The sequence below is a fragment of the Amorphus suaedae genome (assembly GCF_053629675.1).
Genome location: NZ_JBRJIT010000001.1, coordinates 1623021 through 1646215 on the forward strand (window position 1 = coordinate 1623021; position 23195 = coordinate 1646215).

The 23195-nt window shown below is 69.4% G+C and carries 21 protein-coding genes and 1 other RNA gene; 13 read left to right on the top strand and 9 right to left on the bottom strand.

The window, feature by feature from the left end; genetic code table 11:
• Nucleotides 1-12 precede the first annotated feature (12 nt).
• The 3 genes from AB7M35_RS07280 to AB7M35_RS07290 all read right to left on the bottom strand — a co-directional run bounded on the left by AB7M35_RS07280 (nt 13) and on the right by AB7M35_RS07290 (nt 4984).
• Nucleotides 13-1920, bottom strand: coding sequence for an extracellular solute-binding protein (locus AB7M35_RS07280; RefSeq protein ID WP_453958458.1), 1908 nt, complete (start codon nt 1918-1920; stop codon nt 13-15).
• Complete coding sequence (locus tag AB7M35_RS07285) at nt 1917-3764, bottom strand: extracellular solute-binding protein (protein ID WP_453958460.1); 1848 nt, start codon at nt 3762-3764, stop codon at nt 1917-1919. The genes AB7M35_RS07280 and AB7M35_RS07285 overlap by 4 nt, the downstream gene beginning before the upstream one ends.
• A 209-nt stretch (nt 3765-3973) precedes the next feature.
• Entirely contained in the window at nt 3974-4984 is a 1011-nt protein-coding gene (locus AB7M35_RS07290; protein WP_453958461.1) for a c-type cytochrome, read from the bottom strand.
• Between the two features lie 248 nt (nt 4985-5232).
• Between AB7M35_RS07290 and AB7M35_RS07295 the strand changes: the two genes are divergently transcribed.
• Both AB7M35_RS07295 and AB7M35_RS07300 read left to right on the top strand, forming a co-directional pair.
• Nucleotides 5233-5964 carry a 3-deoxy-manno-octulosonate cytidylyltransferase gene (locus tag AB7M35_RS07295; protein ID WP_453958463.1) on the top strand — a complete coding sequence of 244 codons (732 nt, stop codon included), beginning with the start codon at nt 5233-5235 and terminating at the stop codon, nt 5962-5964.
• 32 nt (nt 5965-5996) lie between these two features.
• Nucleotides 5997-6887 carry a prephenate dehydratase gene (locus tag AB7M35_RS07300; protein WP_453958465.1) on the top strand — a complete coding sequence of 297 codons (891 nt, stop codon included), beginning with the start codon at nt 5997-5999 and terminating at the stop codon, nt 6885-6887.
• A 42-nt stretch (nt 6888-6929) separates the two neighbouring features.
• Here the strand turns inward: AB7M35_RS07300 and nudC are convergent, their stop codons facing one another.
• The gene (nudC, locus tag AB7M35_RS07305) at nt 6930-7880 is read right to left on the bottom strand and encodes an NAD(+) diphosphatase (protein WP_453958466.1); all 951 of its coding nucleotides are present in this window, start codon (nt 7878-7880) and stop codon (nt 6930-6932) included.
• 99 nt (nt 7881-7979) lie between these two features.
• Nucleotides 7980-8396, bottom strand: a complete 417-nt coding sequence (locus tag AB7M35_RS07310) for an HIT domain-containing protein (RefSeq protein WP_453958468.1) — start codon at nt 8394-8396, stop codon at nt 7980-7982.
• A gap of 129 nt (nt 8397-8525) precedes the next feature.
• Here AB7M35_RS07310 and ffs point away from each other — a divergent pair.
• From ffs to recR, 4 genes are all read left to right on the top strand, one after another.
• Nucleotides 8526-8622: signal recognition particle sRNA small type (ffs, locus tag AB7M35_RS07315), an RNA gene on the top strand.
• A gap of 34 nt (nt 8623-8656) precedes the next feature.
• Entirely contained in the window at nt 8657-10417 is a 1761-nt protein-coding gene (locus AB7M35_RS07320) for a DNA polymerase III subunit gamma/tau (RefSeq protein WP_453958470.1), read from the top strand.
• A 3-nt stretch (nt 10418-10420) separates the two neighbouring features.
• The gene (locus AB7M35_RS07325; protein ID WP_453958472.1) at nt 10421-10741 is read left to right on the top strand and encodes a YbaB/EbfC family nucleoid-associated protein; all 321 of its coding nucleotides are present in this window, start codon (nt 10421-10423) and stop codon (nt 10739-10741) included.
• A 160-nt stretch (nt 10742-10901) separates the two neighbouring features.
• On the top strand, nt 10902-11504 hold the full coding sequence (gene recR / locus AB7M35_RS07330; protein ID WP_453958474.1) for a recombination mediator RecR: 603 nt from the start codon (nt 10902-10904) through the stop codon (nt 11502-11504).
• Nucleotides 11505-11831: 327 nt separating this feature from the next.
• On the opposite strand, the gene AB7M35_RS07335 is transcribed toward recR, so the two are convergent.
• Nucleotides 11832-12833 carry an adenosine kinase gene (locus AB7M35_RS07335; RefSeq protein ID WP_453958476.1) on the bottom strand — a complete coding sequence of 334 codons (1002 nt, stop codon included), beginning with the start codon at nt 12831-12833 and terminating at the stop codon, nt 11832-11834.
• Between the two features lie 300 nt (nt 12834-13133).
• Here AB7M35_RS07335 and AB7M35_RS07340 point away from each other — a divergent pair, with 300 nt between their 5' ends.
• The 6 genes from AB7M35_RS07340 to AB7M35_RS07365 all read left to right on the top strand — a co-directional run bounded on the left by AB7M35_RS07340 (nt 13134) and on the right by AB7M35_RS07365 (nt 18386).
• Complete coding sequence (locus tag AB7M35_RS07340) at nt 13134-13811, top strand: sulfate transporter family protein (RefSeq protein WP_453958478.1); 678 nt, start codon at nt 13134-13136, stop codon at nt 13809-13811.
• A gap of 229 nt (nt 13812-14040) precedes the next feature.
• Nucleotides 14041-14439 (top strand): succinate dehydrogenase, cytochrome b556 subunit, encoded by a 399-nt coding sequence (sdhC, locus tag AB7M35_RS07345; protein ID WP_453958480.1) that lies wholly within the window; start codon nt 14041-14043, stop codon nt 14437-14439.
• A gap of 9 nt (nt 14440-14448) precedes the next feature.
• Nucleotides 14449-14832 (top strand): succinate dehydrogenase, hydrophobic membrane anchor protein, encoded by a 384-nt coding sequence (sdhD, locus tag AB7M35_RS07350; RefSeq protein WP_453958482.1) that lies wholly within the window; start codon nt 14449-14451, stop codon nt 14830-14832.
• A 4-nt stretch (nt 14833-14836) separates the two neighbouring features.
• Nucleotides 14837-16699, top strand: coding sequence for a succinate dehydrogenase flavoprotein subunit (gene sdhA / locus AB7M35_RS07355; protein WP_453958484.1), 1863 nt, complete (start codon nt 14837-14839; stop codon nt 16697-16699).
• Between the two features lie 13 nt (nt 16700-16712).
• Entirely contained in the window at nt 16713-17594 is an 882-nt protein-coding gene (locus AB7M35_RS07360) for an FkbM family methyltransferase (protein WP_453958485.1), read from the top strand.
• A 12-nt stretch (nt 17595-17606) separates the two neighbouring features.
• On the top strand, nt 17607-18386 hold the full coding sequence (locus AB7M35_RS07365) for a succinate dehydrogenase iron-sulfur subunit (RefSeq protein ID WP_453958487.1): 780 nt from the start codon (nt 17607-17609) through the stop codon (nt 18384-18386).
• 71 nt (nt 18387-18457) lie between these two features.
• On the opposite strand, the gene AB7M35_RS07370 is transcribed toward AB7M35_RS07365, so the two are convergent.
• The 3 genes from AB7M35_RS07370 to AB7M35_RS07380 form a co-directional block, all read right to left on the bottom strand.
• Complete coding sequence (locus AB7M35_RS07370) at nt 18458-18835, bottom strand: MAPEG family protein (RefSeq protein ID WP_453958489.1); 378 nt, start codon at nt 18833-18835, stop codon at nt 18458-18460.
• Nucleotides 18836-18880: 45 nt separating this feature from the next.
• Nucleotides 18881-19900 (bottom strand): diguanylate cyclase, encoded by a 1020-nt coding sequence (locus AB7M35_RS07375; RefSeq protein WP_453958491.1) that lies wholly within the window; start codon nt 19898-19900, stop codon nt 18881-18883.
• 315 nt (nt 19901-20215) lie between these two features.
• The gene (locus tag AB7M35_RS07380; protein WP_453958493.1) at nt 20216-20734 is read right to left on the bottom strand and encodes a Dps family protein; all 519 of its coding nucleotides are present in this window, start codon (nt 20732-20734) and stop codon (nt 20216-20218) included.
• Nucleotides 20735-20979: 245 nt separating this feature from the next.
• On the opposite strand from AB7M35_RS07380, the gene AB7M35_RS07385 reads away from it, so the two are divergent.
• Nucleotides 20980-23148: a protein-disulfide reductase DsbD family protein gene (locus AB7M35_RS07385; RefSeq protein WP_453958495.1), complete on the top strand. Its 2169-nt coding sequence runs from the start codon at nt 20980-20982 to the stop codon at nt 23146-23148.
• Nucleotides 23149-23195 lie beyond the last annotated feature (47 nt).

Consider the following 23195-nt stretch of genomic DNA (forward strand, 5'->3'; position numbering starts at 1 on the left):
CGGCGCGCGGCCCTATCCGTTCTTGTTCGCGGCGGCGTCGGCGTGCCACCACGTCTCGGCCACCGGGAACCCGTAGTGGGGAGGCTTGTCCGGGAACCCGAACTCGTCCCAGTAGGCGACCGTGTGGATCGGCTTGAACCAGTTCGGCACCCAGTAGTAGCCAAGCCTGAGGACGCGGTCCAAGGCGCGCGCGGCGGTGACCATCTCCTCGCGCGTCGGCGCGTTGATCAGCGCCTCCACGAGGGTATCGACGGCCGGATCGGAGATGCCGGCGAGATTGTACGAGCCGTCCGTCTTCGCCGCCTGGGAGGTCCAGAAATCGCGCACCGCCTCGCCCGGCGTCGGCGACAGCGAATAGCGCTGGCCGGTCATGTCGAAGTCGAAGCCGCTGCGCCGGGCCTGGTACTGGGCCGGGTCGACCAGCCGAAACGTCAGCTCGATGCCGAGGCGTTCGAGATTGCGGGCGTACGGCTGCACGACGCGCTCGAACGCCGGGCTGTTGTCGAGGAACTCGATGGTGAACGGCACGCCGTTCGCGTCGACGAGGCTGCTGCCCTGCCGTTTCCAGCCAGCGGCGAGCAGCAGGTCGTTCGCCTGGCGCAGGAGCTTGCGGTCGGCGCCGGAGCCATCGGACACCGGCGGCGTCCACGCTTCGCCGAACACGCCTTCCGGCAGCTTGTCGCGCAGCGGCTCCAGCAACGCCAGCTCACCGGCGCTCGGCATCCCCTCGGCCTTCATCTCGGAGTTCTCGAAGTAGGACGAGGTGCGCTGGTAGGCGCCGTAGAACAGGTTCGTGTTGGTCCACTGGAAGTCGAAGGCGAGGTCGAGCGCCTGGCGGGTGCGCGGATCGGCGAACTTTTCCCGGCGCAAGTTGAGGAACCAGCCCTGGGCGCCCGCCGGCAGGTTGTCCGGGAACTCCGCCTTGATGACGCGTCCGTCCTGGACGGCCGGGAAGTTGTACTCGGTCGCCCAGGTCTTGGAGGTGAACTCCTCGCGGTAGTTCAGCGTGCCCTTGGTCAGCGCCTGGAAGGCGATCTGGCGGTCGCGGAAGAACTCCACCCGGACGACGTCGAAATTGCCCTGCCCGCGCGAGACCGGGAGGTCCCTGCCCCACCAGTCCTTCACCCGGTCGTATTCCACGAACCGGCCGGTCTCGAAGCGCCCCACCTTGTAGGCGCCAGAGGACAGCGGGATGTCCATGGAGGACCGCTGGAAGTCGTGGGCCTCGTAATAGGCCTTCGACAGGATCGGCATGGTGGCGACCGTCGGCGGCAGGCGGTTGCTGGCCCCCGCCTTCATGACGACGACGAGGGTCTGCGGGTCTTCCACGGTGACGCTCTCGACCCAGCTCAGGATCTGCCGGAGCTGGGGATGGCCCTTGGTCCGGAGGGTTTCGAGCGAGAACGCCACGTCGTCGGCGGTGAGCGGCGAGCCGTCGTGGAACCGTGCCTCGGGCCGCAGATGGAAGGCGAAGGTCTTCTCGTCGTCGGAGACCGAGACCGATCCGGCGACGAGGCCGTAGACGGCGTCGGGCTCCTCGAGCTGCCGCACCATCAGGGTGTCGAAGCAGGTTTCCATCAGCGGCGGCGCGTCGCCGGCGAGGATGAAGGTGTTGAAGGTGTTGAAGGTCTGGGGGTTCTGGTTGAAGCCCCACTGGGACGGCACGAACCGGAAGGCCCCGCCCTTCGGGGCGTCCGGGTTCACGTAGGGGAAATGGGTGAAGTCGGCCGGCAGCATGAGGTCGCCGAACACCGACAGGCCATGCCGCGGCGCGCCGGCCGCGGCACCGGATGCGGCGCCCGCCTGCTGCGCGAAGGCGCCGCGGACGCCGAGGGAGCCGAAGGCGGCCCCGGCGAAGCCGAGCGCGCCGAACCGCAGCGCCGCGCGCCGGGTGACGGGGAGCGAGCGCCGAGGGCTCACTTCTTCGCCCTCGCGATGTCTTCGGCCTTCTGCTCGTCGTACCACCAAGTCATCGGGAAGCCGGTGGTGAACTTCGGCAGATCGGTGTGGTCGATCCGGTCCCAGTAGACGATGCGGTCGTTCGGGGCGCGGAACTGCGGCACCACGTACTCGTTGTGGAGCAGCACCCGGTCCAGTGCCTTGGTGGCGGCGACCAGCGTCTCGCGGTCCTTGGCGTAGACGATGCGCTGGATGATCGCGTCCACGGCCGGGTTCTTGATGCCCACGTAGTTCTGCGAGCCCTCACGGTCGGCCGCGTCGGAGCCCCAGTACTCGTTCTGCTCGTTGCCCGGCGACAGGCTCTGGCCCCAGACGAAGATCGCGATGTCGAAGTCGCGCGCCCGGACCCGCCGCACGTACTGGGAGGAATCCACCGTGCGCAGCGCCACCTGGATGCCGAGGCGCTCCAGATCCTTCTTGTAGGCGAGCGCGCCGCGCTCGGCGCCCGGCGACGACAGCAGGATCTCGACCTCCAGCGGCTGGCCCGTCTTCGTGTTGATCAGCTTGCCGCTCTTGATCTCGTAGCCGGCCTCCTTGAGCAGCCGCGAGGCCTCGCGCAGGTTCGTGCGCAGCGCCTGCGGCGAGCCGCCGACCGGCAGGTCGTAGGGCTCGGTGAACACCGTCTGCGGCATCCCCTCGCCGTCGACTTCCTCCTCGACGCTCTTCAGGATCTCCAGCTCCTTGCCTTCCGGCAGGCCGGTGGCGGCGAGATCGGTGCCGGCGAAATAGGAGCCGATTCGCTCGTTGAGCCCGTAGGAGAGCAGCTCGTTGGAGGTCTCGAAGTCGTAGGCGAGATTGAAGGCGCGCCGCACCCGCGGGTCCTGGAACTTCTCGCGGCGCAGGTTGAAGGCGTAGCCCTGCATCCGCCCGGAGCCGACGTCGGGCACCTCGAGCTTCTTCACCCAGCCCTTCTCGATGGCGGGGAAATTGTACTGGGTGGCCCAGCGGTTGGCCGACAGCTCCTGGTACCAGTCGTACTCGTCGGCCTTGAACGCCTCGCGCGCGATGTCCTCGTCGCGGTAATATTCGTAGCGGATCTCGTCGAAATTGTTGGTGCCGACGTTCACCGGCAGGTCCTTGCCCCAGTAGTCGGGAACCCGCTCGTAGGTGATGGAGCGGCCCGGCACCACCGACTTGATGCGGTAGGGCCCGGAGCCGAGCGGCGGGACCACCGTGGAGCCGGTGATGTCGCGGCCCTCGCTGGTCCAGTAGTGCTTCGGCAGCACGATCAGCTGGCCGACGATCTTCGGCAGCTCGCGGTTGCCGGCCTGGTCGAAGGTGAACGTCACCTCGCGCTCGCCGGTCACCTCGGCGGACTTCACGTGGCGGTAGTAGAAGGCCTGGCCGGGGTTGTTCTCGGTGAGCACCTGGAACGACCAGACCACGTCATCCGGCGTCACCGGCTGGCCGTCGTGCCATCGGGCGCCGTCGCGCAGCCGGTACTTCACCCAGGAGTGATCGTCGGGCCACTGCACCGCCTCGGCCAGCAGGCCGTAGTCGGCGGAGATGTCGAGCTCGTCGTAGGCCGGCGTCATCAGCGTGTCGTAGACGAAGCCGAGGCCGAGCGCCGGCTCGCCGCGGCGCGGCACGAAGTTCAGGTTGTCGAAGGAGCCGACGCTGTGCAGCCGGACGGTACCGCCCTTCGGCGCCTCCGGGTTCACGTAATCGAAGTGCGCGAAGCCCTCCTTGTATTTCGGTTCGCCGGTGAGCGCCGCCGACGTGTGCCAGACGGGCTCCTGCGCGACCGCCGGCGCCGCGACGAGCGAGGCGAGGACGGCGGCGAAACCGAGGGAGAGGGTGCGCATCATCGATCACGGCATCCGGTCAGTTGATCTCGGCTCCATTCTAGGGAGCCTCGGCGCCCGGCGACACCGCCGACGGCCACTATGACCAAAATTTAATGCCGAGCGGGCGGCCGGACAGCCGAACGGGGCGGACCGCTTTCGCGATTCCGCCCCGCTGGATCAGGTCGGTCGGACGGACGGGCGAAGGCGCCCGCCGTCGTGTGGGCTGGCTACTGGGCGGCGCCCGGCAGCGGCGCCGGGCTGTCCGACAGCGTGCGCAGGTAGGCCACGATCGCCGCGCGATCCTCTTCCTTCTTGACGCCCGCGAAGGCCATCTTCGTCCCCGGGACCAGCTTCGTCGGCGCGGTCAGGTAGGTGTTGAGAAGGTCGTAGGTCCACGTCTTGTCGGCGCCGAACTCCTGCATCGCCTTGGAGTAGGCGTAGTCGCCGTGGATGATCGGCTTGTCGACGACGTTCCACAGGTTCGGACCGACCTTGGTGGGGCCGCCCTGCTCGAAGGAATGGCAGGCCTGGCAGGCCCGCACGCCGCGCTTGCCGTCGTCCGGGTTCGCCGCGGCGACCATCTGCACGAAGGCGTCACCGTCGCCGCTGGCGGCCGGAGCGGTGGCATCGGCGGCCGCCGTCTGGGTGGTGCCGGCCGCAGCCGCGTCCTTCTGGGCGTCGCCGGCCGGAGCCGCGGCCCCCGCCGGAGCGGCGTCGGTGGCGGTGCCGGTGTCGGCCGCGGCGGTCTTCTCGACCTCCGGCAGCGGCACCGGCGTGTCGGCGAGCGAGCGCAGGTAGACGATCACGTCGGCGCGCTGCTGGTCGTTCTTGATGCCGGCGAAGCTCATCGCCGTGCCCTTCACCGTGCCGCGCGGGTTGGCCAGGAACTCATCGAGGTTCTCAAAGGTCCAGGTCTTGTCCGCGCCCCACTCCTTCATGCCGGAGGAGTAGTTGAAGTCCGGGTGGCTCAGCACCGGGCCGCCGACCACGTTCCACAGGTTCGGGCCGACCTTGTTGGCGCCGCCCTTGTCGAAGGAGTGGCAGGCCTGGCACGCCCGGGTCGCGCCCTCGCCGTCGGAGACGTTGGCGCTGGCCAGCAGCACCGGAAGCGGCACGGCCGCAGGCGCAGCGGTGCCGCCGTCCTCCGGATGCTCGGCGTCGGGAATCGCGATCGCGTAGCCGGGCGTCTCGGGGGGATGGTTCGCAAAGATCGCATCGGACAGAACCCCGACGGCCATCGCAAAAAGGCACGTCCCGAGTACGGCGCCTACGACCTTGTTAGTCTCGAACGAATCCATCCTTGTCCTCATCCTCGTCGCGGAGGCCCAGGTTCCGGCCGTCTCGCGGAGCGGAAATCGCGTGGACACTACCCGCTATAATAATTCTATGTCCATCCGTATAAAGCGCCGCGCACAAGACACAATCCGTTCGTTGCCGCGCGCTATTGACGCGCCCCGGCCAACGGGCGGGCCATGAGAGAGGTTCCATGCCGGACCACGCACTCGTTCTGATCCCCGCCCGGCGCAGCGCCACGCGGCTGCCGGACAAGCCGCTCGCGATGATCGGCGACGTGCCGATGATCGTGCAGGTCTGGCGGCGGGCGCGGGAGGCGGACATCGGCCGCGTCGTCGTCGCCTGCGACGATCCGGAGATCGCGGCGGCGGTGCGCGACGCCGGCGGCGAGGCGGTGATGACGGCCGCCGACCACCCCTCCGGATCCGACCGCATCCACGAGGCGCTGTGCCGGCTCGACCCGGACGGCGCGGTGTCGGTGGTGGTCAACGTGCAGGGCGACCTGCCGACGGTGGAGCCCGCCACGATCCGCGCGGCGCTCGATCCGCTGGCCGATCCGGCCGTCGACATCGCGACGCTCGCCGCCGTCATCACCGTGGAGGAGGAGCGCACCAATCCGAACGTGGTGAAGGTGGTCGGCAGCCCGGTTTCCGAGCGGCGGCTGCGGGCGCTCTATTTCACCCGCGCCACCGCGCCGCACGGCGACGGGCCGCTCTATCACCACATCGGCCTCTACGCCTTCCGCCGCGACGCGCTGACGCGCTTCGTCGCCCTGCCCCCCTCCACGCTGGAGCGGCGCGAGCGGCTGGAACAACTCCGCGCGCTGGAGGCCGGCATGCGCATCGACGTCGCCGTGGTTGACGCCGTTCCGCTGGGGGTCGATACCCCCGCCGATCTCGAAAGGGCCCGCGCGCTCCTTTCCTGACTCCGATTCCGGCGCGCCGATCGAATGAGAGCATGACCAAGTCCGACAGCCAGCGCATCGTGTTCCAGGGGGAGCCCGGCGCGAACTCCCACATCGCCACCCACACGGTGTTTCCCGAGGGCGAGGCCATTCCGTGCCACACCTTCGAGGACTGCTTCGTGGCGCTGAAGGCGGGCGTGGCGGACCTGGGGATGATCCCGATCGAGAACTCCCAGAACGGGCGCGTGGCGGACATCCACCATCTGCTGCCGGGCTCGGGGCTGCACATCATCGGCGAGTACTTCCAGCCGATCCACCACCAGCTGATGGCGCTGCCCGGCACCAAGCTCACCGACATCAAGACGGTGCAGAGCCACGTCCAGGCGCTCGGCCAGTGCCGCAAGGTGCTGCAGGAGCACGGCTATCGCGCCGTCGTCGGCGCCGACACCGCCGGGTCGGCCCGCCAGATCGCCGAGGCGGGCGACCCGTCGGTCGCCGCCCTCGCCTCGCGGCTGGCCGCCGAGATCTACGGCCTGGAGATCCTGCTGGAGGACGTCGAGGACGCCGCCCACAACACCACGCGCTTCGTGATCCTGTCGCCGGAGGAGAAGTGGGCGCCGCGCGACGCCGGCCCGGTCGTCACCTCGGTCATCTACCGGGTGCGCAACGTGCCGGCCTCGCTCTACAAGGCACTCGGCGGGTTCGCGACCAACGGCGTCAACCTGACCAAGCTGGAATCCTACCAGCTCGAGGGCGAGTTCTTCGCCAGCCAGTTCTATGCCGAGGTGGAAGGCCATCCGGAGGATCCGAACGTCGCGCTGGCGTTCGAGGAGCTGGCCTTCTTCTCCACCGAGCTGCACATCATGGGCGTCTATCCGGCGGCGGAGTTCCGCGCGAACATCCGCGAGCCGGAGGAAAACCGGGCGCTCCGCCCACACCGCTGAGGCGCCGTCGACCGCCCGGCGTCCACGCCGGGCGGAACGGGCCTAGACGACGCCGCCGTCGGCGTAGGCCTTGATGAGGTGGTGGGCGATCGCCATCGCCGGCGGCACCATCAGCCCGTCGGGATGGGTGCGATCGAGCATGGCGCCAAGCTCCTTGCGCTCGAACCAGCGCACGTCCTCCAGCTCTTCGACCTCGCGCACCAGCTCGAAGCTGGTCGCCTGGGCGAAGCAGCCGATCATCAGGCTGGACGGGAACGGCCACGGCTGGGAGGCGTGGTAGGCGACGGCGCCGGTGCGGATGCCGGCCTCCTCGTAGAGCTCGCGGCGCACCGCGTCCTCCAGCGTCTCGCCCGGCTCCACGAAGCCGGCGAGGCAGGAGAACACCCCCGGCGCGAACCGGTACTGGCGGCCGAGCACGCAGCGGTCGCCATCGATCGCCAGCATGATGACGACCGGATCGGTGCGCGGGAAATGCTGGGTGCCGCAGGACGGGCAGTCGCGCCGGTAGCCGGCCTGGCTGGGCCGCGTCGGCTGGCCGCAGTTGGCGCAAAAGCCGTGACGCTCGTGCCAGGAGACGAGGCTGCGCGCCTGGGCGATGGCGCCGAGGTCGTGCTGGGCGAGCCGGCCCTCCACCGCCAGCGAGCGCAGGTCGCTCGCCCAGAAGGACGACGCCTCGTCGTCCATGGCGAGGCGGACGCGCGCCGCCAGGCGCGGCGCCCCCTTGTCGAAGCCGAGCAGCACCGCGCTGTCGAGATCGGCGTCGAGCTTGAGCGCCGTGTCGCGGCCATGCAGCGCCACGGGCGCCTCCGCCGCGCCGGAGAGCACGGCCTGGTCGCCGCTGAAGAGATAGAAGCCGGCATCGGCGCGTTGGCCGATATCGCCCGCCGACAGGCCCGTCCGCGCCTCGGCGATGCGGTCGAGGCGGTTGCCGGCGAAGCCGGTGCGGTCGGAGGCGTCGATCGGGGGAAAGTTCGGAAACGACGTACGACCCATCTCACCCACACCGGCCTGAAACCCGCAGCCCGCGCCACCGGCGCGCCCGCGGAGCCATAAAACCATGATTCGCCGCGCGATACCCTTGCATGGCGCGCCTCAGCTCTCGTGGAACGCGCGTTCCAGCCGGGCGGTGAAATCGGCGAGCTCCAGCCGGTCCCACGGCAGCGGCGGCACTTTCCCCCAGATGGGACCGGGCCAGGCCGGATCGTCGGGGAAGCGGGCGATCACGTGGACGTGAAGCTGCGCCACGGAATTCCCCAGCGCGGCGACGTTGAGCTTGTGGGCATCGGTCAGCGCCTTCAGCACCTTCGAGGCGGTGGCGATCTCCTCCATCAGCACGGCGCGGTCGTCGGGGCCGAGATCGATGATTTCGACGCAGCCGGCGCGTCGCGGCACCAGGATCAGCCACGGATAGGTGCGGTCGCCGCTGAGCCGGACGGAGCAGAGCGGCAGCTCGATGACCTGCGTCGTGTCGGCCGCAAGCTGCGGATCGAGGGCGAACCCGGTGGACATGAGGAGGCTCCGCGCAGTCGGGAAAGGGACGGGAGACGGCCGGTCGGACCGTTATCCGGTGGGAAGGCGAAAATTGCATGTCTGCCCCTCCTTGCCAAAGGGGGGGCCACCTTTGATATAGAGAAGTCGGGAGGTTGGCGGTGGACGGGTCACTCGCCAACCGGGTCAGGTCCGGAAGGAAGCAGCCCTAACGAGCCAGGCACGGGTCGCCGTGCCAGCCTCCCACCTCCGTTCTTATCGAGAGGCACCGGCGCCGGGTCATGGACGACACATCCCCCCGCGATGCCTCGGCTGCGCCGTATCGCGTCCTGGCTCGCAAATACCGTCCGCGAACCTTCAAGGACCTGATCGGCCAGGATCCGATGGTGCGAACGCTGAAGAACGCGTTCGAGACCGGGCGGATTCCGCAGGCCTGGATGCTGACCGGCGTGCGCGGCGTCGGCAAGACGACGACCGCCCGCATCCTGGCGCGCGCCCTCAACTACGAAACCGCCAGCGTCGACCAGCCCACCATCGACATGCCGGAACTCGGCGAGCATTGCGCCGCCATCATGGAAGGCCGCCATGTCGACGTGATCGAGATGGACGCCGCCTCCCACACCTCCATCAACGACATCCGCGAGATCACCGACGCGGCGCGCTACAAGCCGGTGAGCGCGCGCTACAAGGTCTACGTGATCGACGAGGTCCACATGCTGTCGACGGCGGCATTCAACGGCCTGCTGAAGACGCTGGAGGAGCCGCCGGAGCACGTGAAGTTCGTGTTCGCCACGACCGAGATCCGCAAGGTCCCCGTCACCGTGCTGTCGCGCTGCCAGCGCTTCGACCTGCGCCGCGTCGAGGCCGGACCGCTGGTCGCCCACCTCGCCCGCATCGCCGAGGCCGAGGAGGTCAACGCCGAGGACGAGGCGTTCCGGCTGATCGCGCGCGCCGCCGAGGGCTCGGTGCGCGACGCGCTGTCCCTGATGGACCAGGCGATCGCCCACGGCGCCGGCGCCATCACCGCCGGCTCGGTGAAGGACATGCTCGGCCTCGTCGACCGGGCGCGCGTGGTCGACCTCTTCGACATGGTCATGCGCGGCGACGTCGCCGGCGCGATCGGCGAGCTGGACGACCAGTACGCGGCCGGCGCCGACCCGGCGACCGTGCTGTCGGACCTCGCCGCCTTCGTGCATCTCGTCACCCGCTTCCGCGTGGTCCCGGACGTCGCCGCCGACGGCACCGTCACCGAGGACGAGAAGCAGCGCGGCTCGGAGTTCGCCGAGAAGCTGTCGATCCCGGTGCTGTCGCGCGCCTGGCAGATCCTGCTGAAGGGCCTGCCGGAGGTGCAGACCGCCGCCAAGCCACTGGCGGCCGCCGAAATGGTGCTGGTGCGCCTGGCCCATTCCGCCGACCTGCCGACGCCGGACGCGCTGCTGAAGGCCTTCGGCGGCGCCGACCAGGGCGGCGGACGCCCCTCCCCCGCCGCGCCGACTGGCGGAGGATCGCCCGCGCCGCAGCCCGAGGCCCGGGCGCGCGCCGTGGGCGAGAGCGCCGGCCCGCCCTTCGCCACCCAGCCCGCGCGCCAGCCGGTCGCCTCCGCCGCGCCCGACGCGACGCCAGAGATCGCCCTCTCCTCGCTGGAGGACGTGGCGGCGCTGGCCGCCCAGATGCGCGCGCCGAAGCTGAAGTTCGCGGTCGAGCGGGAGATGCGCCACGTCCGCTTCGAGCCCGGCCGCATCGAAGTCGCGATGATGCCGAACGCGCCGATCACGGTCGCCGGCGAACTCGGGCAGCGGCTCACCGAATGGACCGGCCGGCGCTGGATCGTCGTGGTGTCGTCGGAACACGGCGACGAGACGATCCACGAGGCGCGGCTGCGCACCGCCGAGGAGCGGCTGGCCGACGCCGCCGCCGACCCGATCGTGGCGGCCGTGCTGAACAAGTTCCCGGGCGCCGAGATCGTCGACGTCCGCATCATGGAAACCGAGGAGCCGACGCTCGAGGCCCCGCCGCCCGACGACGAGCCTGAGGAGGAGTAGGTCATGGACTTTCTGAAGATGATGAAGCAGGCGAAGGAACTCCAGTCGAAGATGGGGGACCTTCAGGAGCAGATGACCCTGGTGGAAGCCGAGGGTACCTCCGGCGGCGGCCTCGTCACCGTGCGCGTCAACGGCGCCCAGCAGCTCCTGAGCGTGCGCATCGACCCGTCGCTCCTGAAGCCGGAAGAGGGCGAGATCGTCGAGGACCTGGTGGTCGCCGCCCACGCCGACGCCAAGACCAAGGTCGATGCCGCCGTGCAGGCGAAGACCCAGGAACTGATGTCGGGCCTCGGCCTGCCGCCGGGCATGATGCCGCCGATGTAGGCCGGCCGGCAGCGGCGGCACCGTCCTCCCCGCCGCCGAAATCTTCTAGTCTTGCCGCGGCCGCGACACCGATTCGCGGCCGCGTTCCGTTCCCGCCAGGTCCCCCGGCCAACCGCCGGACCGGGAGACACGGCCACGACCCGCTCCAGCCCGAACCGACATGGCCGCCACAACCGGACCCGAAATCGAGCGACTGATCCAGCTTCTGGCGAAGCTGCCCGGCCTCGGACCGCGCTCGGCGCGCCGGGCAGCGCTGGCGCTCGTCAAGAAGCGCGAGATGCTGCTGGTGCCGCTGGCGGCCGCCCTCACCGAGGTCGCCGACGCGGTGCGGGTCTGCTCGACCTGCGGCAACATCGACACCGCCGATCCGTGCTCGATCTGCACCGACCCGCGCCGCGACCGCTCGCTGATCGTGGTGGTGGAGGACGTGGCCGACCTGTGGGCGCTGGAGCGCGCCGCCGCCGTGTCGGCCCAGTACCACGTGCTGGGCGGCACCCTGTCGGCGCTCGACGGCGTCGGGCCGGACGCGCTGCAGATCCCCAAGCTGATCGAGCGCGCCCACTCCGGCGAGGTGCGCGAGGTGATCCTGGCGGTGAACGCCACCGTCGAGGGCCAGACCACCGCCCACTATCTGATGGAACAGCTCGACGGGCTGGGTGTCACCGTCAGCCGGCTGGCCTCGGGCGTGCCCATCGGCGGCGAGCTCGATTATCTCGACGAAGGCACGCTGTCCGCCGCGATGCGGCAGAGGCGGCCTTTCTAGGGTTTTTGACCCCTCACGCCGAGTTCGCTTCGCTCACCGGCTCCGGGTGGGCGCCCTGACCGGGCGGCGCGCGGTCGCGCGCTGGTGGGTGCGATCCGGCGAGACGGAGGATATTAGCCTCTGGTGCCAGCCCCACCCTCCGCAGGTGGAAACCAAACAAAACGGCCCGCCGGTTAGGCGGGCCGCTGTCGTCAGGCAGATTCCGCCCCCGAACGAAGCACCTTCGAACCCAAAGGGTTCGCAAGCCCGACCGGGCGCCGCGCGGTCAGCGCGCCCCGTCGGAGGCGCGAGCGAAGCGAGCTGCCGCGAGACAAAAAGACCCTCCCCTCAGATCTCGAAGCCTTCCTGGCGGACCAGGTCGACGAGCTTCACTTCCGGACGGGCACCCAGATGCTGGATCACCTCGCCGGCGGCGAGGCCGCCGATGGTGGCGCAGTCGGGCAGCGACATGCCGCGGGCCAGGCCGAACAGGAAGCCGCCCGCGTAGAGATCGCCAGCGCCCGTGAGGTCGACGATCCTGTCGACCGACGCGGCCTTGACGTGGTGGGTCTCGCCGCGGGTGATCGTCAGCGAGCCCTCGGCGCCCATGGTCACGGCCGCGAGCGTGGCGTCCTCGCGCAGCGCCTTGACGGCGGTGTCGAAGTCGGACGTCTCGTAGAGCGAGCGCAGCTCGTGCTCGTTGGCGAACACGATGTCGACGGTGCCGGACTTGATGAGGTCCAGGAACTCGGCGCGGAAGCGGTCGACGCAGAAGGTGTCGGACAGCGTCAGCGCGACCTTGCGCCCGTTCTGGTGGGCGATCTCGGCGGCCTTGCGGAAGGCTTCCTTGGCCTGCGGCGGATCCCAGAGATAGCCCTCCAGGAAGGTGATCTCGGCATCGGCGACGAGCGCCGGATCGACGTCGTCGGGCGTCAGGTTCTGGCAGGCGCCGAGGAAGGTGCTCATGGTGCGCTCGCCGTCCGGCGTCACCAGCACGAGGCAGCTTGCCGTCGGCGCGCCACCGGCGAGCGGCTCGGTGTCGAAGGCGACGCCGACGCCGCGCATGTCGTGGCGGTAGGCGGCGCCGAACTCGTCGTCGGCCACCTTGCCGATATAGGCCGCCTTGCCGGTGAGGGAGGCGACGCCGGCGATGGTGTTGCCGCCCGAGCCGCCGGAGATGCGGACCACCTGGCCGAGGTCGCTGTAGAGGCGCGCGATCTCGTCGCCGTCGACGAGGCGCATCGATCCCTTGGCAAGCTTCTCGCGGACGATGAAGTCATCGTCGACATGGGCGAGAATGTCGAAGATCGCATTCCCGATTCCGAGTACGTCGTAGCGCGGCGCGGCCATATCTGGTCGGTCCTCCTTGGGGGCATCCGGTGGGTCGGAGATCGCCAGCCGGCGGCGCGGCGACGCGCTCGACCGACCGGATCTCGATCTGGTGCGTTGGCTGGTCCGGCATCGCATCGGCTCGAACGGCCAGCGGGGCCGCAGCGAGCGAATTGGGACCGTGAAGTGCGGCGAACCTTACAGAGATCGCGCCGGATTTCCACCCCGCCCCGGTTTCCGGCCCCGCGGGGGGCATCTTGAGCGGCCCGCCGGAAACCCCTATCTCGCTTGCGTCATCCCTCCGGACAACGGCCCCGCTTCATGCTCGCGAGCGCCTCCCGCGCCTTCTCTGAAATCTTCTCGCCGCAGCTGCGGCCGGTGTTCCTGAAGACGCTCGGAATCACCGTCGCGCTCCTCGTCGTCGCGTGGATCGCCGTCGAGGCGGCGCTGACGCACTGGGTCGAGCTGCCCTACGGATGGCTGGAGACGGTGGTCTCCATCGTCACCGGCATCGGCATGATCTTCGCGCTCGCCTTCATCGCCGCCCCGGTGTCGGCCGCCGTCGCCGGCATCTTCCAGGACGAGATCGCCGGCACCGTGGAGCGCCTCGACTATCCCGGCGAGACGCCCGGCCGCGACGTGCCGCTCATGCGCGGCCTCTGGCACACGGTGAAGTTCACCGGCGTGGTGATCCTCGGCAACATCCTGGCGCTGCTCCTGCTCTTGGTGCCGGTGGTCAACATCGCCGCCTTCTTCGTGGTCAACGGCTACCTGCTGGGGCGGGAATATTTCGAGGCGGCGGCCATGCGCTTCCACTCCGAGGCGGAGACCAAGGCGATGCGCAGCCGCAACGGGCTGACCATCTTCCTGGCCGGGCTGGTGATCGCGGCGGTGCTGGCGGTGCCGCTCCTGAACCTGGTGACGCCGATGTTCGCCACCGCCTTCATGGTCCACCTGCACAAGCGAATCGCGGCGCGCGAACGGCTGGCGCCGCGCTGATCCCGCGCCGCACCGGTGCTCTTCGGCCCACCGCCCGCGCCGACCGGCATGCCGGGAGAGCAACCCACCGTCCCGCTCAAGACGGGTTGGGCGGCCGCCCCGCTTGCTGCTATCACGGCGCTGCAAAAAGCCGCAGAGTGGAAACATGCCGCCCGACTTTGACGGGGGGCGGACCGCAGGCTAGAACGATGCCAGAAACCGCCAGGCGGCCCATCCCGGAGAACGCGTAATGTCGCAGGTCGACGCCAAGGCAAACCGACCACTTTCGCCCCATCTTTCCATCTACCGGCCGATCATCACCATGGTGATGTCGATCATGCATCGCATCACCGGCTGCGCGCTGTTCTTCGGCACGATTCTCATCGTGTGGTGGCTCGTCGCCGCCGCGAGCGGCCCGGACGCCTTCGCGGTCGCGAACGGTTTCTTCGGCTCGATCTTCGGGATGATCATCCTGTTCGGCTTCACCTGGGCGCTCCTGCACCACATGATCGGCGGCATGCGCCACTTCATCTGGGACACCGGCGCGGGCTTCGACGAGAAGACCCGCGAGATGCTCGCCTGGGCCACCATCATCGGCTCCGTTTCGCTGACGATCCTGCTGTGGATCGTCGCGCTGATCGTGATCTAGGAAGCGACCATGGCTGACATGACCACACCGCTGAAGCGCGTGCGCGGACTCGGGTCCGCCCGCTCCGGGACGCAGCACTTCTGGCACCAGCGCGTCACGGCGCTCGCCAACGTCCCGCTGATGATCTTTTTCGTGATCATGGTGATCTCGATGGCCGGAGAAACGTATCCAGTCGTGCTGGACCGGCTGGCGTCGCCGTGGGTCGCCATCCTGTTCATCCTGACGATGATCTCGGTGGCCTATCACATGCGTCTCGGCATGCAGGTCGTCATCGAGGACTATGTTCACGGCGAGCCGCAGCGCGTGCTGCTGCTGATCGCCAACACGTTCTTTTCGCTGATCGTGGCCTCGGCCTCGATCTTCGCGATCTTGAAAATCAGCTTCGGAGGCTAACGCCATGGCTGGCAGCAACGGCACCGGCTCGAACGGTGCGGGCTCCAACGGTCGCAACGGAAGCGGCCCGGCCCTGATGGGCGAGGCGTATCCGGTCGTCGATCACATCTTCGACGTGGTGGTGGTCGGCGCCGGCGGCGCCGGTCTGCGGGCGGTGGTCGGCGCGGCCGAGGCCGGCCTGAAGACCGCCTGCATCACCAAGGTCTTCCCGACCCGCTCCCACACCGTCGCCGCCCAGGGCGGCGTCGCCGCCTCGCTCGGCAACATGGGCGAGGACGACTGGCGCTGGCACATGTACGACACCGTCAAGGGGTCGGACTGGCTGGGCGACCAGGATTCCATCGAGTATCTGGTGCGCAACGCGCCGGCCGCCGTCTACGAGCTCGAGCACTGGGGCGTGCCCTTCTCGCGCACCGAGGACGGCCGCATCTACCAGCGCCCGTTCGGCGGCATGACCACCCACTTCGGCAAGGGCACCGCCCAGCGCACCTGCGCCGCCGCCGACCGCACCGGCCACGCGATCCTGCACACGCTGTACGGCCAGTCGCTGCGCCATTCGGCCGAGTTCTACATCGAGTATTTCGCGCTCGACCTGATCATGGACGACGGCGTCTGCCGCGGCGTCATGGCCATGTGCATGGACGACGGCTCGATCCACCGGTTCCGCGCCCACAAGGTGATCCTGGCGACCGGCGGCTATGGCCGCGCCTACTTCTCCTGCACCTCGGCGCACACCTGCACCGGCGACGGCAACGCCATGGTGCTGCGCGCCGGCCTGCCGCTCCAGGACATGGAGTTCGTGCAGTTCCATCCGACCGGCATCTACGGCGCCGGCTGCCTGATCACCGAGGGTTCGCGCGGCGAAGGCGGCTACCTGACCAACTCCGAGGGTGAGCGCTTCATGGAGCGCTATGCCCCGTCGGCGAAGGACCTGGCGTCCCGCGACGTGGTCTCCCGGTCGATGACCATGGAGATCCGCGAGGGCCGCGGCGTGGGCAAGCTGAAGGACCACATCTTCCTGCACCTCGACCACCTGGACCCGGCGATCCTGCACGAGCGGCTGCCGGGCATCTCCGAATCGGCGCGCATCTTCGCCGGTGTCGACGTGACCAAGGAGCCGATCCCGGTGCTGCCGACCGTCCACTACAACATGGGCGGCATCCCGACGAACTTCCACGGCGAGGTCCTGACCAAGGTCGACGGCGACCCGGACGCGGTCGTGCCGGGCCTGATGGCCATCGGCGAGGCGGCCTGCGTGTCGGTGCACGGCGCCAACCGGCTGGGCTCGAACTCGCTCATCGACCTGGTGGTGTTCGGCCGCGCCGCGGCGCACCGCTGCGCCGAGACGATCGGCCCGAACGAGAGCCACGCCGAGCTGCCGAAGAACGCCGGCGAGCCGGCCATCGCCCGCCTCGATCGCTTCCGCTACGCCTCGGGCGGCACTTCCACCGCGGAGCTGCGCGACGAGATGCAGCGCACGATGCAGTCCAACTGCGCCGTGTTCCGCACCGGCGAGGTGCTGGAGGAAGGCCACAAGCTGATCCACGACGTGTGGTCGAGTGCCGACGACGTGAAGGTGACCGACCGCTCGCTGGTCTGGAACAGCGACCTGATCGAGACGCTGGAGTTCGACAACCTGATCTGCCAGGCGGTCGTGACGATGGACTCCGCCCGCAACCGCAAGGAATCGCGCGGCGCCCATGCCCGCGAGGACTTCCCGGATCGCGACGACGCCGAGTGGATGAAGCACACGCTGTCGTTCTGCAACACCGAGACGCGGGAAGTCGTGCTCGATACGCGGCCGGTGCATTCGTACACGCTGTCGAACGACATCGCCTACATCGAGCCGGCCAAGCGGGTCTACTGAGGACCGGCGGCGCGTGGCGACGATAACCCAGATGTCGGCCCCGGTGACGGCGGCCCCGTTCGGCAGCCTCAGGCCCGGCGCGGCGATGCGGGCGATGCTCGCGCTCGCCCGGGCCCAGGGGCTCGCCCCGGGACCGCGCAGCTGGGTCCGGCGGCGGGTGCGTCACCTGCTGCCCGACGACGAGCTGGACATCGAGGTCGAGGGCCTGGCGTTCCGGGTCTCGCCCCGCGACAACAAGGACGGCTTCGACCTGGCGGCGAAGGGCCGGCTTCCCGAGGCCGACGAGCGGGCCTTCGTGCTCGCCCAGCTTCGGCCGGGCGACCTGTTCGTCGACATCGGCGCCAATCTTGGCGTCTACGCCATCTCCACGGCGGCGCGCGCGCCGACCGGCACCCATGTGGTGGCGTTCGAGCCGCATCCGGTCTCCCGCGGCCGTCTCGCCTACAACGTCGCCGCCAACGGCGTCTCCGACCGGGTGACCATCGAGCCGTTCGCGGTCGGCGCCGAACCTTCCACGGCGACCCTGTGGGCGAACGCCTCGGGCAACCAGGGCCGCGCCTCGCTGCACGCCTTCGAGGGCGACCGGTCGCTCGGCTACGACGTGGAGATCGTTCGCCTCGCCGACCGGCTTGCCGCCTACGACGCCCCCGTGGGTGTCCTGAAGATCGACATCGAGGGCTACGAAGACCGCGCCCTCCTGCCCTATTTCGCTTCCGCCCCTGCCTCGCGCTGGCCGCGCGCGATCGTCGTGGAGACGACGCACGCCTCGCTCTGGCAGGAGGATCTGTTGAAGGCGCTCAAGGCCTACGGCTATGCCGTGGCCGACGAGAATGCCGAGAACGCCATGCTCATCTTGTCCGGGGCGGCTGCCGCCCCTTCGTTTGAGCCACGTTGAGGAAAGACGACGATGGTCGAGCTCACGCTTCCGAAGAACTCGAAGGTCTCCAAGGGCAAGACCTGGGACAAGCCCAAGGGCGTCGACAACCTTCGGGAATTCAAGATCTACCGTTGGAACCCGGATGACGGGCGCACGCCGCGGATCGACACCTACTACGTCGACACCGACGACTGCGGGCCGATGATCCTCGACGGGCTGATCTGGATCAAGAACAAGGTCGACCCGACGCTGACCTTCCGCCGGTCCTGCCGCGAGGGCATCTGCGGCTCGTGCGCGATGAACATCAACGGCATCAACCACCTGGCCTGCACCAGCGGCATGGACGAGGTGACCGGGCCGGTAACGCTCTATCCGCTGCCGCACATGCCGGTGGTGAAGGACCTGGTCCCCGACCTCACCAACTTCTACGCGCAGCTGCGCTCGGTGGAGCCGTGGCTGAAGACGGTGACGCCGACCCCGCAGCGCGAGTGGCGCCAGAGCCACGAGGACCGGGTGAAGCTCGACGGCCTCTACGAGTGCATCCTCTGCGCCTGCTGCCAGACCTCGTGCCCGAGCTACTGGTGGAACTCCGACCGCTATCTGGGCCCGGCCGTGCTGCTGCAGGCCTATCGCTGGATCCACGATTCCCGCGACGAGGCGACGGGCGAGCGGCTCGACGACCTGGAGGATCCGTTCCGCCTGTATCGCTGCCACACCATCATGAACTGCGCCAACGCCTGCCCGAAGGGCCTGAACCCGGCCAAGGCGATCGCGGAGATCAAGAAGCTGATGGTCGAACGACAGGTCTGATTCGGACCACACGTCCGGTCTTTATCGAAAGGCCCGCCCCTTCCCCGGGGGCGGGCCTTTTCTTGTGGCGGTCAGCCCCAGACCGGGCTGGTGAAGATCGCCATCGACAGGATCCAGCCGGCGGTCCACAGCCCGGAGCGGATGAAGCCGACGCCCTTCAGATAGGCGGCGATGTAGGCGATCCGCACGACGATGAAGACGATCGCCAGCGCGTTGACGGCGTCCTGCGGCGCGCCGTTCATCTCCGCGGCGATCACCGCGATGGCGAAGACGATCAGCGCTTCCCAGGAATTCTGGTGGGCGGCATAGGCGCGGCGCCGCAGGCCGGTCTGCGTCGCGTGGCGGGCCCGCGGGTCCCGGTTGTCGAGCTCCGGGTCGGCCTTGGCGGGATAGGCGGCCAGAATGGGCAGGATGCTCGCGACGAGCACGCACCAGAATGCAATCGACATGGGTCCCCTTTCTCCGTGGCGGGCCGATGCGGCCCGGACATCCCGTCAGTGCCGGTAGGACGGCTCGCAAATGGTCCGGTCGCGCCCGGATTCCTTTGCCCGGTAGAGCGCCTTGTCGGCGCGATCGAGCATCGACTTCAGCGTATCGGATGAAGACGTCCCCGGCCGGTGTTCCGCAATCCCTGCACTGAAGGTCAGCGCCTTGGTCTGCGCGACCGGCCCCTCGGCGGCGAGCGCCGCGCGCACCCGGTCGATGACCGTGCTCGCCTCCTGCACCCCCGCGTGAACGATCAGCACCCCGAACTCCTCGCCGCCCAGCCGGAACAGCCAGTCCTCCGGCCGCAGGCGCTCGCGGATCAGGTCGGTGAAGCGCACCAGCACGTCGTCGCCGGCCCCGTGGCCGTAGGTGTCGTTCAGCTGCTTGAAGTGATCGAGGTCGAGCATCGCGATCGAGAACGTCCGGCCGGTGCGGGAGGAGCGGTGAAACTCCGCCGCGACGACGCGCGCCAGCATGCGCCGGTTCCAGCTGCCGGTGAGCCCGTCGACCAGCACCGCCCGGCCGAGTTCGAGCATGTGCATGGTGAGTTCGGCGAGGTCGGAGAGGATCGCCCGCTCCTCGGGGCTGAAGTTCCGCCGGTTGCTGTCGATGGCGCACAGGGTCCCGATCGGGACGTCGTTGTCGGTGATCAGCGGCGCGCCGGCGTAGAAGCGGACGCCCGGGGCGCCGACCACGTAGCGGTTGTTTCGGAAGCGGTCGTCGTTCTCGGGATCCTCGACCACCAGCAACTCGCCGGCGTCGATGACGTGGATGCAGAGACTGTCCTCGAGCGGCAGGTCCATCCGGTCGAGACCGACGGCGGCGCGCACCCACTGCCGGTCGTCGTCGAGAAAGCTGACGTGGGTGATGGGCATCCGCAGCGCCGCCGAGGCGATCCGGCTGATCCGGTCGAGGACTTCGACGAGGTCGTCGTCCAGAGCCCCGAAGTCCTCGATCTCCTTTCGCCGCTTCTGTGCACGTTCGGCCGCGCTAAGCGGGATCGGGCGTTCGGCGTGATCTGCGGACATCATCTGCTTTCTGGGTTCGTGGCACGGTGCGGCGGAGGCTGGCCGGTCACGGTCTGTCCGGCGTGCATCCTGCTGCGGTGACTGCTTCTCCTGCGCGCGGGCCGTCTGCCATCCGGGGGCTCATGCGCGATGTGCGCCCTTGCAGTCGTTACGGCACCGAAGATGGGTCGGATCAGACCGCGAGTCCACCTCGCGGCAGCGCGGAGAGGCAACACCTGATGCCGGCTCCGCCCCAAAACGAAACCGCGGCGGCGCCGGAAGGCGCCACCGCGGTTGCAGCGAACGGTCGGTGGAGGAGTGTCGGCGCGCCGACGGTCAGCCGAGCGCGTCGAGCACCGATGCGGTGACCTCGGCCTTGCCGTCGACGTCCTTCAGCATGCTCTTCATCATCCAGATCTGCTTCTCGTGCTGGACGAGGCGGTCGTCGAGGAGATTGGCCGTGGCGTTGTCGTCGGCGTCGTCGACGGCCGGACGGATCTCGCGCATGGTGCGGACCACCAGTTCGTTGTCGTGCACCAGCTTCTTCAGCATCTCCGTCGGGCCGGGGACGCCGCGCTCTTCCTTCACCGAGGTGAGCTCGGCGAAATCGGAGTAGCTGGTCGGGGCGTAGTGGCCCAGCGCGCGGATGCGCTCGGCGAGCTCGTCGAGGGCGTTCCACAGATCGGTGTACTGCTCCTCGAACAGAAGGTGGTAGGTGCGGAACTTCGAGCCCTCGACGTTCCAGTGGAAGCCGTGGGTCTTCACGTAGAGGCCGTGGGTGTCAGCCAGGACGCGGGCCAGCCCCTTCGCAATGGTCTTGCATTCCGCTTCGGACATCGCCTTGTCGTTTCGCATCTCGTTCTCCTGTTCAGTCGTGTTTCGGTCGGAGGGCCGTCGGCGCGGATTGGCGCGCGGAGGCCTTGCACACGCCCCTCGCCGCCGGTCATCTCGAAGATGTGACACTTGGCGATTTGGCGTAGCGGCTCACAAAGCGCTAGACGCTCATATCCATGCGGAAAGCCCCCTCAGCCATGACGTGCGCCACTCTGACTAAACGTTGCACAGCGACCCTTGGTTCACTGTGGCGGAGCGTCGCAGCCGTGCTCGCGCTGGCGATCCTGGCCCAGCCGGCGGCCGCGGCGGGGGCCAGCATCGACACCGATCACATCGCCACCCGGATCGTCGTGGGCAGCTCCAGCGTCGCGCCTGGCGACACGGTGGAGATCGCGATCACGCAAACCGTCGAGGACGGCTGGCACACCTACTGGGAGAACCCGGGGGATTCCGGCGCGCCGACGCTGTTCGGCTGGGCTCTGCCCTCCGGCCCGGCGGACGCGACGATCCAGTGGCCGACGCCGGAGCGCCTCCCCTACCCGCCGCTGGTCAACTTCGGCTACTCCGGCAAGACCACCTACCTCGCCACCCTGACCGTGCCGGCCGACTGGCCCGCCGGCGATCCGCTGCCCGTGGACCTGACCATCGACTGGCTGGTGTGCGCCGACATCTGCATTCCCGAGAGCGGTTCGGCCACGTTCGAGATCCCGACCGGCACCACCAGCGAGCTGGACTCCGCGGTGGGCTTCACCTTCGTTCAGGCGCGGCGGGAGATGCCCGCCCCGGTGACGTGGCCGGCGAAGCTGAGCGGCATGCCCGACGGGCACCTGACGCTGGAGGTCGAGCCGACCGGCGTCGATCTCGCGAAGCTCTCCCAAGCCTTCTACTTTCCCCTCGACCCCGACCTGATCGACAACGCCGCCGAGCAGACCTTCGACGTCCAGGGGCAGACGCTGGCGCTGGCGCTGCGGCCGCACGGACCGACGCCGCCCGCACCGGTCGACGGCCTCCTGGTGCTGACCGACACGTCCGGGCAGCGCAAGGGCTACGCCCTCACCGCCGACGGGCCGGAGAGAGAGATCCCGGCGCCGGTCGCGGCCTCCGCCGGCGCGGCACAAAGCGGCCCCGGCGGCGGCACGCCCGCCGCCTCCGAGACGGCCTCCACGACCGCCACGGCGATCCCCGCCCCGACCGGCACCGGCTTCCTACGGGCGGTGGTGTTCGCGCTGATCGGCGGGCTGATCCTGAACCTGATGCCGTGCGTGTTCCCGGTGCTGGCGCTCAAGGCCGTCGCCTTCGCCGGCCACGGCCATGCCTCCGCCCGGGATCGGATCGGCCAGGGCGCCGCCTACACCGCCGGCATCCTGGTGAGTTTCCTGCTGCTCGCCGGCACCCTCATCGCGCTCAAGGCCGGCGGCATGGCGGTCGGCTGGGGCTTCCAGCTGCAGCAGCCGCTGGTGGTCGCGGTGCTCGTCTACGTGCTGGTGCTGATCGGGCTGAACCTGTCCGGGCTGTACGAGATCGGCCTCGGCCTGACGCGCGCCGGCGGGCTCGTCCACGGCAGCAGCGGCGTCGGCGGATCGTTCCTGACCGGCGTGCTGGCCGCCGTGGTGGCGACGCCCTGCACGGCGCCGTTCATGGCGGTGGCGATCGGCTACGCGCTCACCCAGGGCACCGGCGTCACGCTGGCCGTCTTCACCGCCCTCGGGCTCGGACTGGCCCTGCCGTTCCTGCTCATCTCGCTGGTGCCGGCGATCGGGCGGCTGTTGCCGAAGCCGGGCATGTGGATGGTCCGGCTCAGGCAGGTGCTCGCCTTCCCGCTCTACGCGACCGCCGCCTGGCTGATCTGGGTGCTGACCCAGCAGGCGGGCGTCGACGCCATGTTCGCGGTGCTCGTCGGCTGCGTGCTGCTCGCCTTCGCGGCGTGGATGACGGGGCTGCGCCAGGGCGGGATGCAGCGCGGCCGCTGGGCCGCGGCGCTGGCGGCGGTGGTCGGACTGGTGGGCGCGGTGGCGCTGCTCTCTCCGTCCCTGGCGGACGGCCCCTCCCAAGGAGCGATCATCTCGGCGTCCGCCGACGACTACGGCGCGGAACCGTTCACCCCGGCGCGCCTGGACGCCTTGCGGGCCGACGGCAAGCCGGTGTTCCTGAACATCACGGCCGCCTGGTGCATCACCTGCAAGGTCAACGAGAAGGTGGCTTTCCGCAGCGGCTTCCGCGAGGCGCTGGTCCGCGACGGCGTCACCTACATGACCGCCGACTGGACCCGCCGCGATCCGGCGATCACCGCCTACCTGGAGCGCTACGGGCGCGCCGGCGTGCCGCTCTACCTGGTGTTCCCGGAGGGCGACGGGCCGGCGGCGGTGCTACCGCAGATCCTCACCGAGGACATCGTCGTGCGCGCCCTCGACGCGGCTGCCGGCCGCAGCGGCTAGCGGCTAGCCGCACCTGCGATCGAGTCTGCACCCGGCCGGACCGCAAC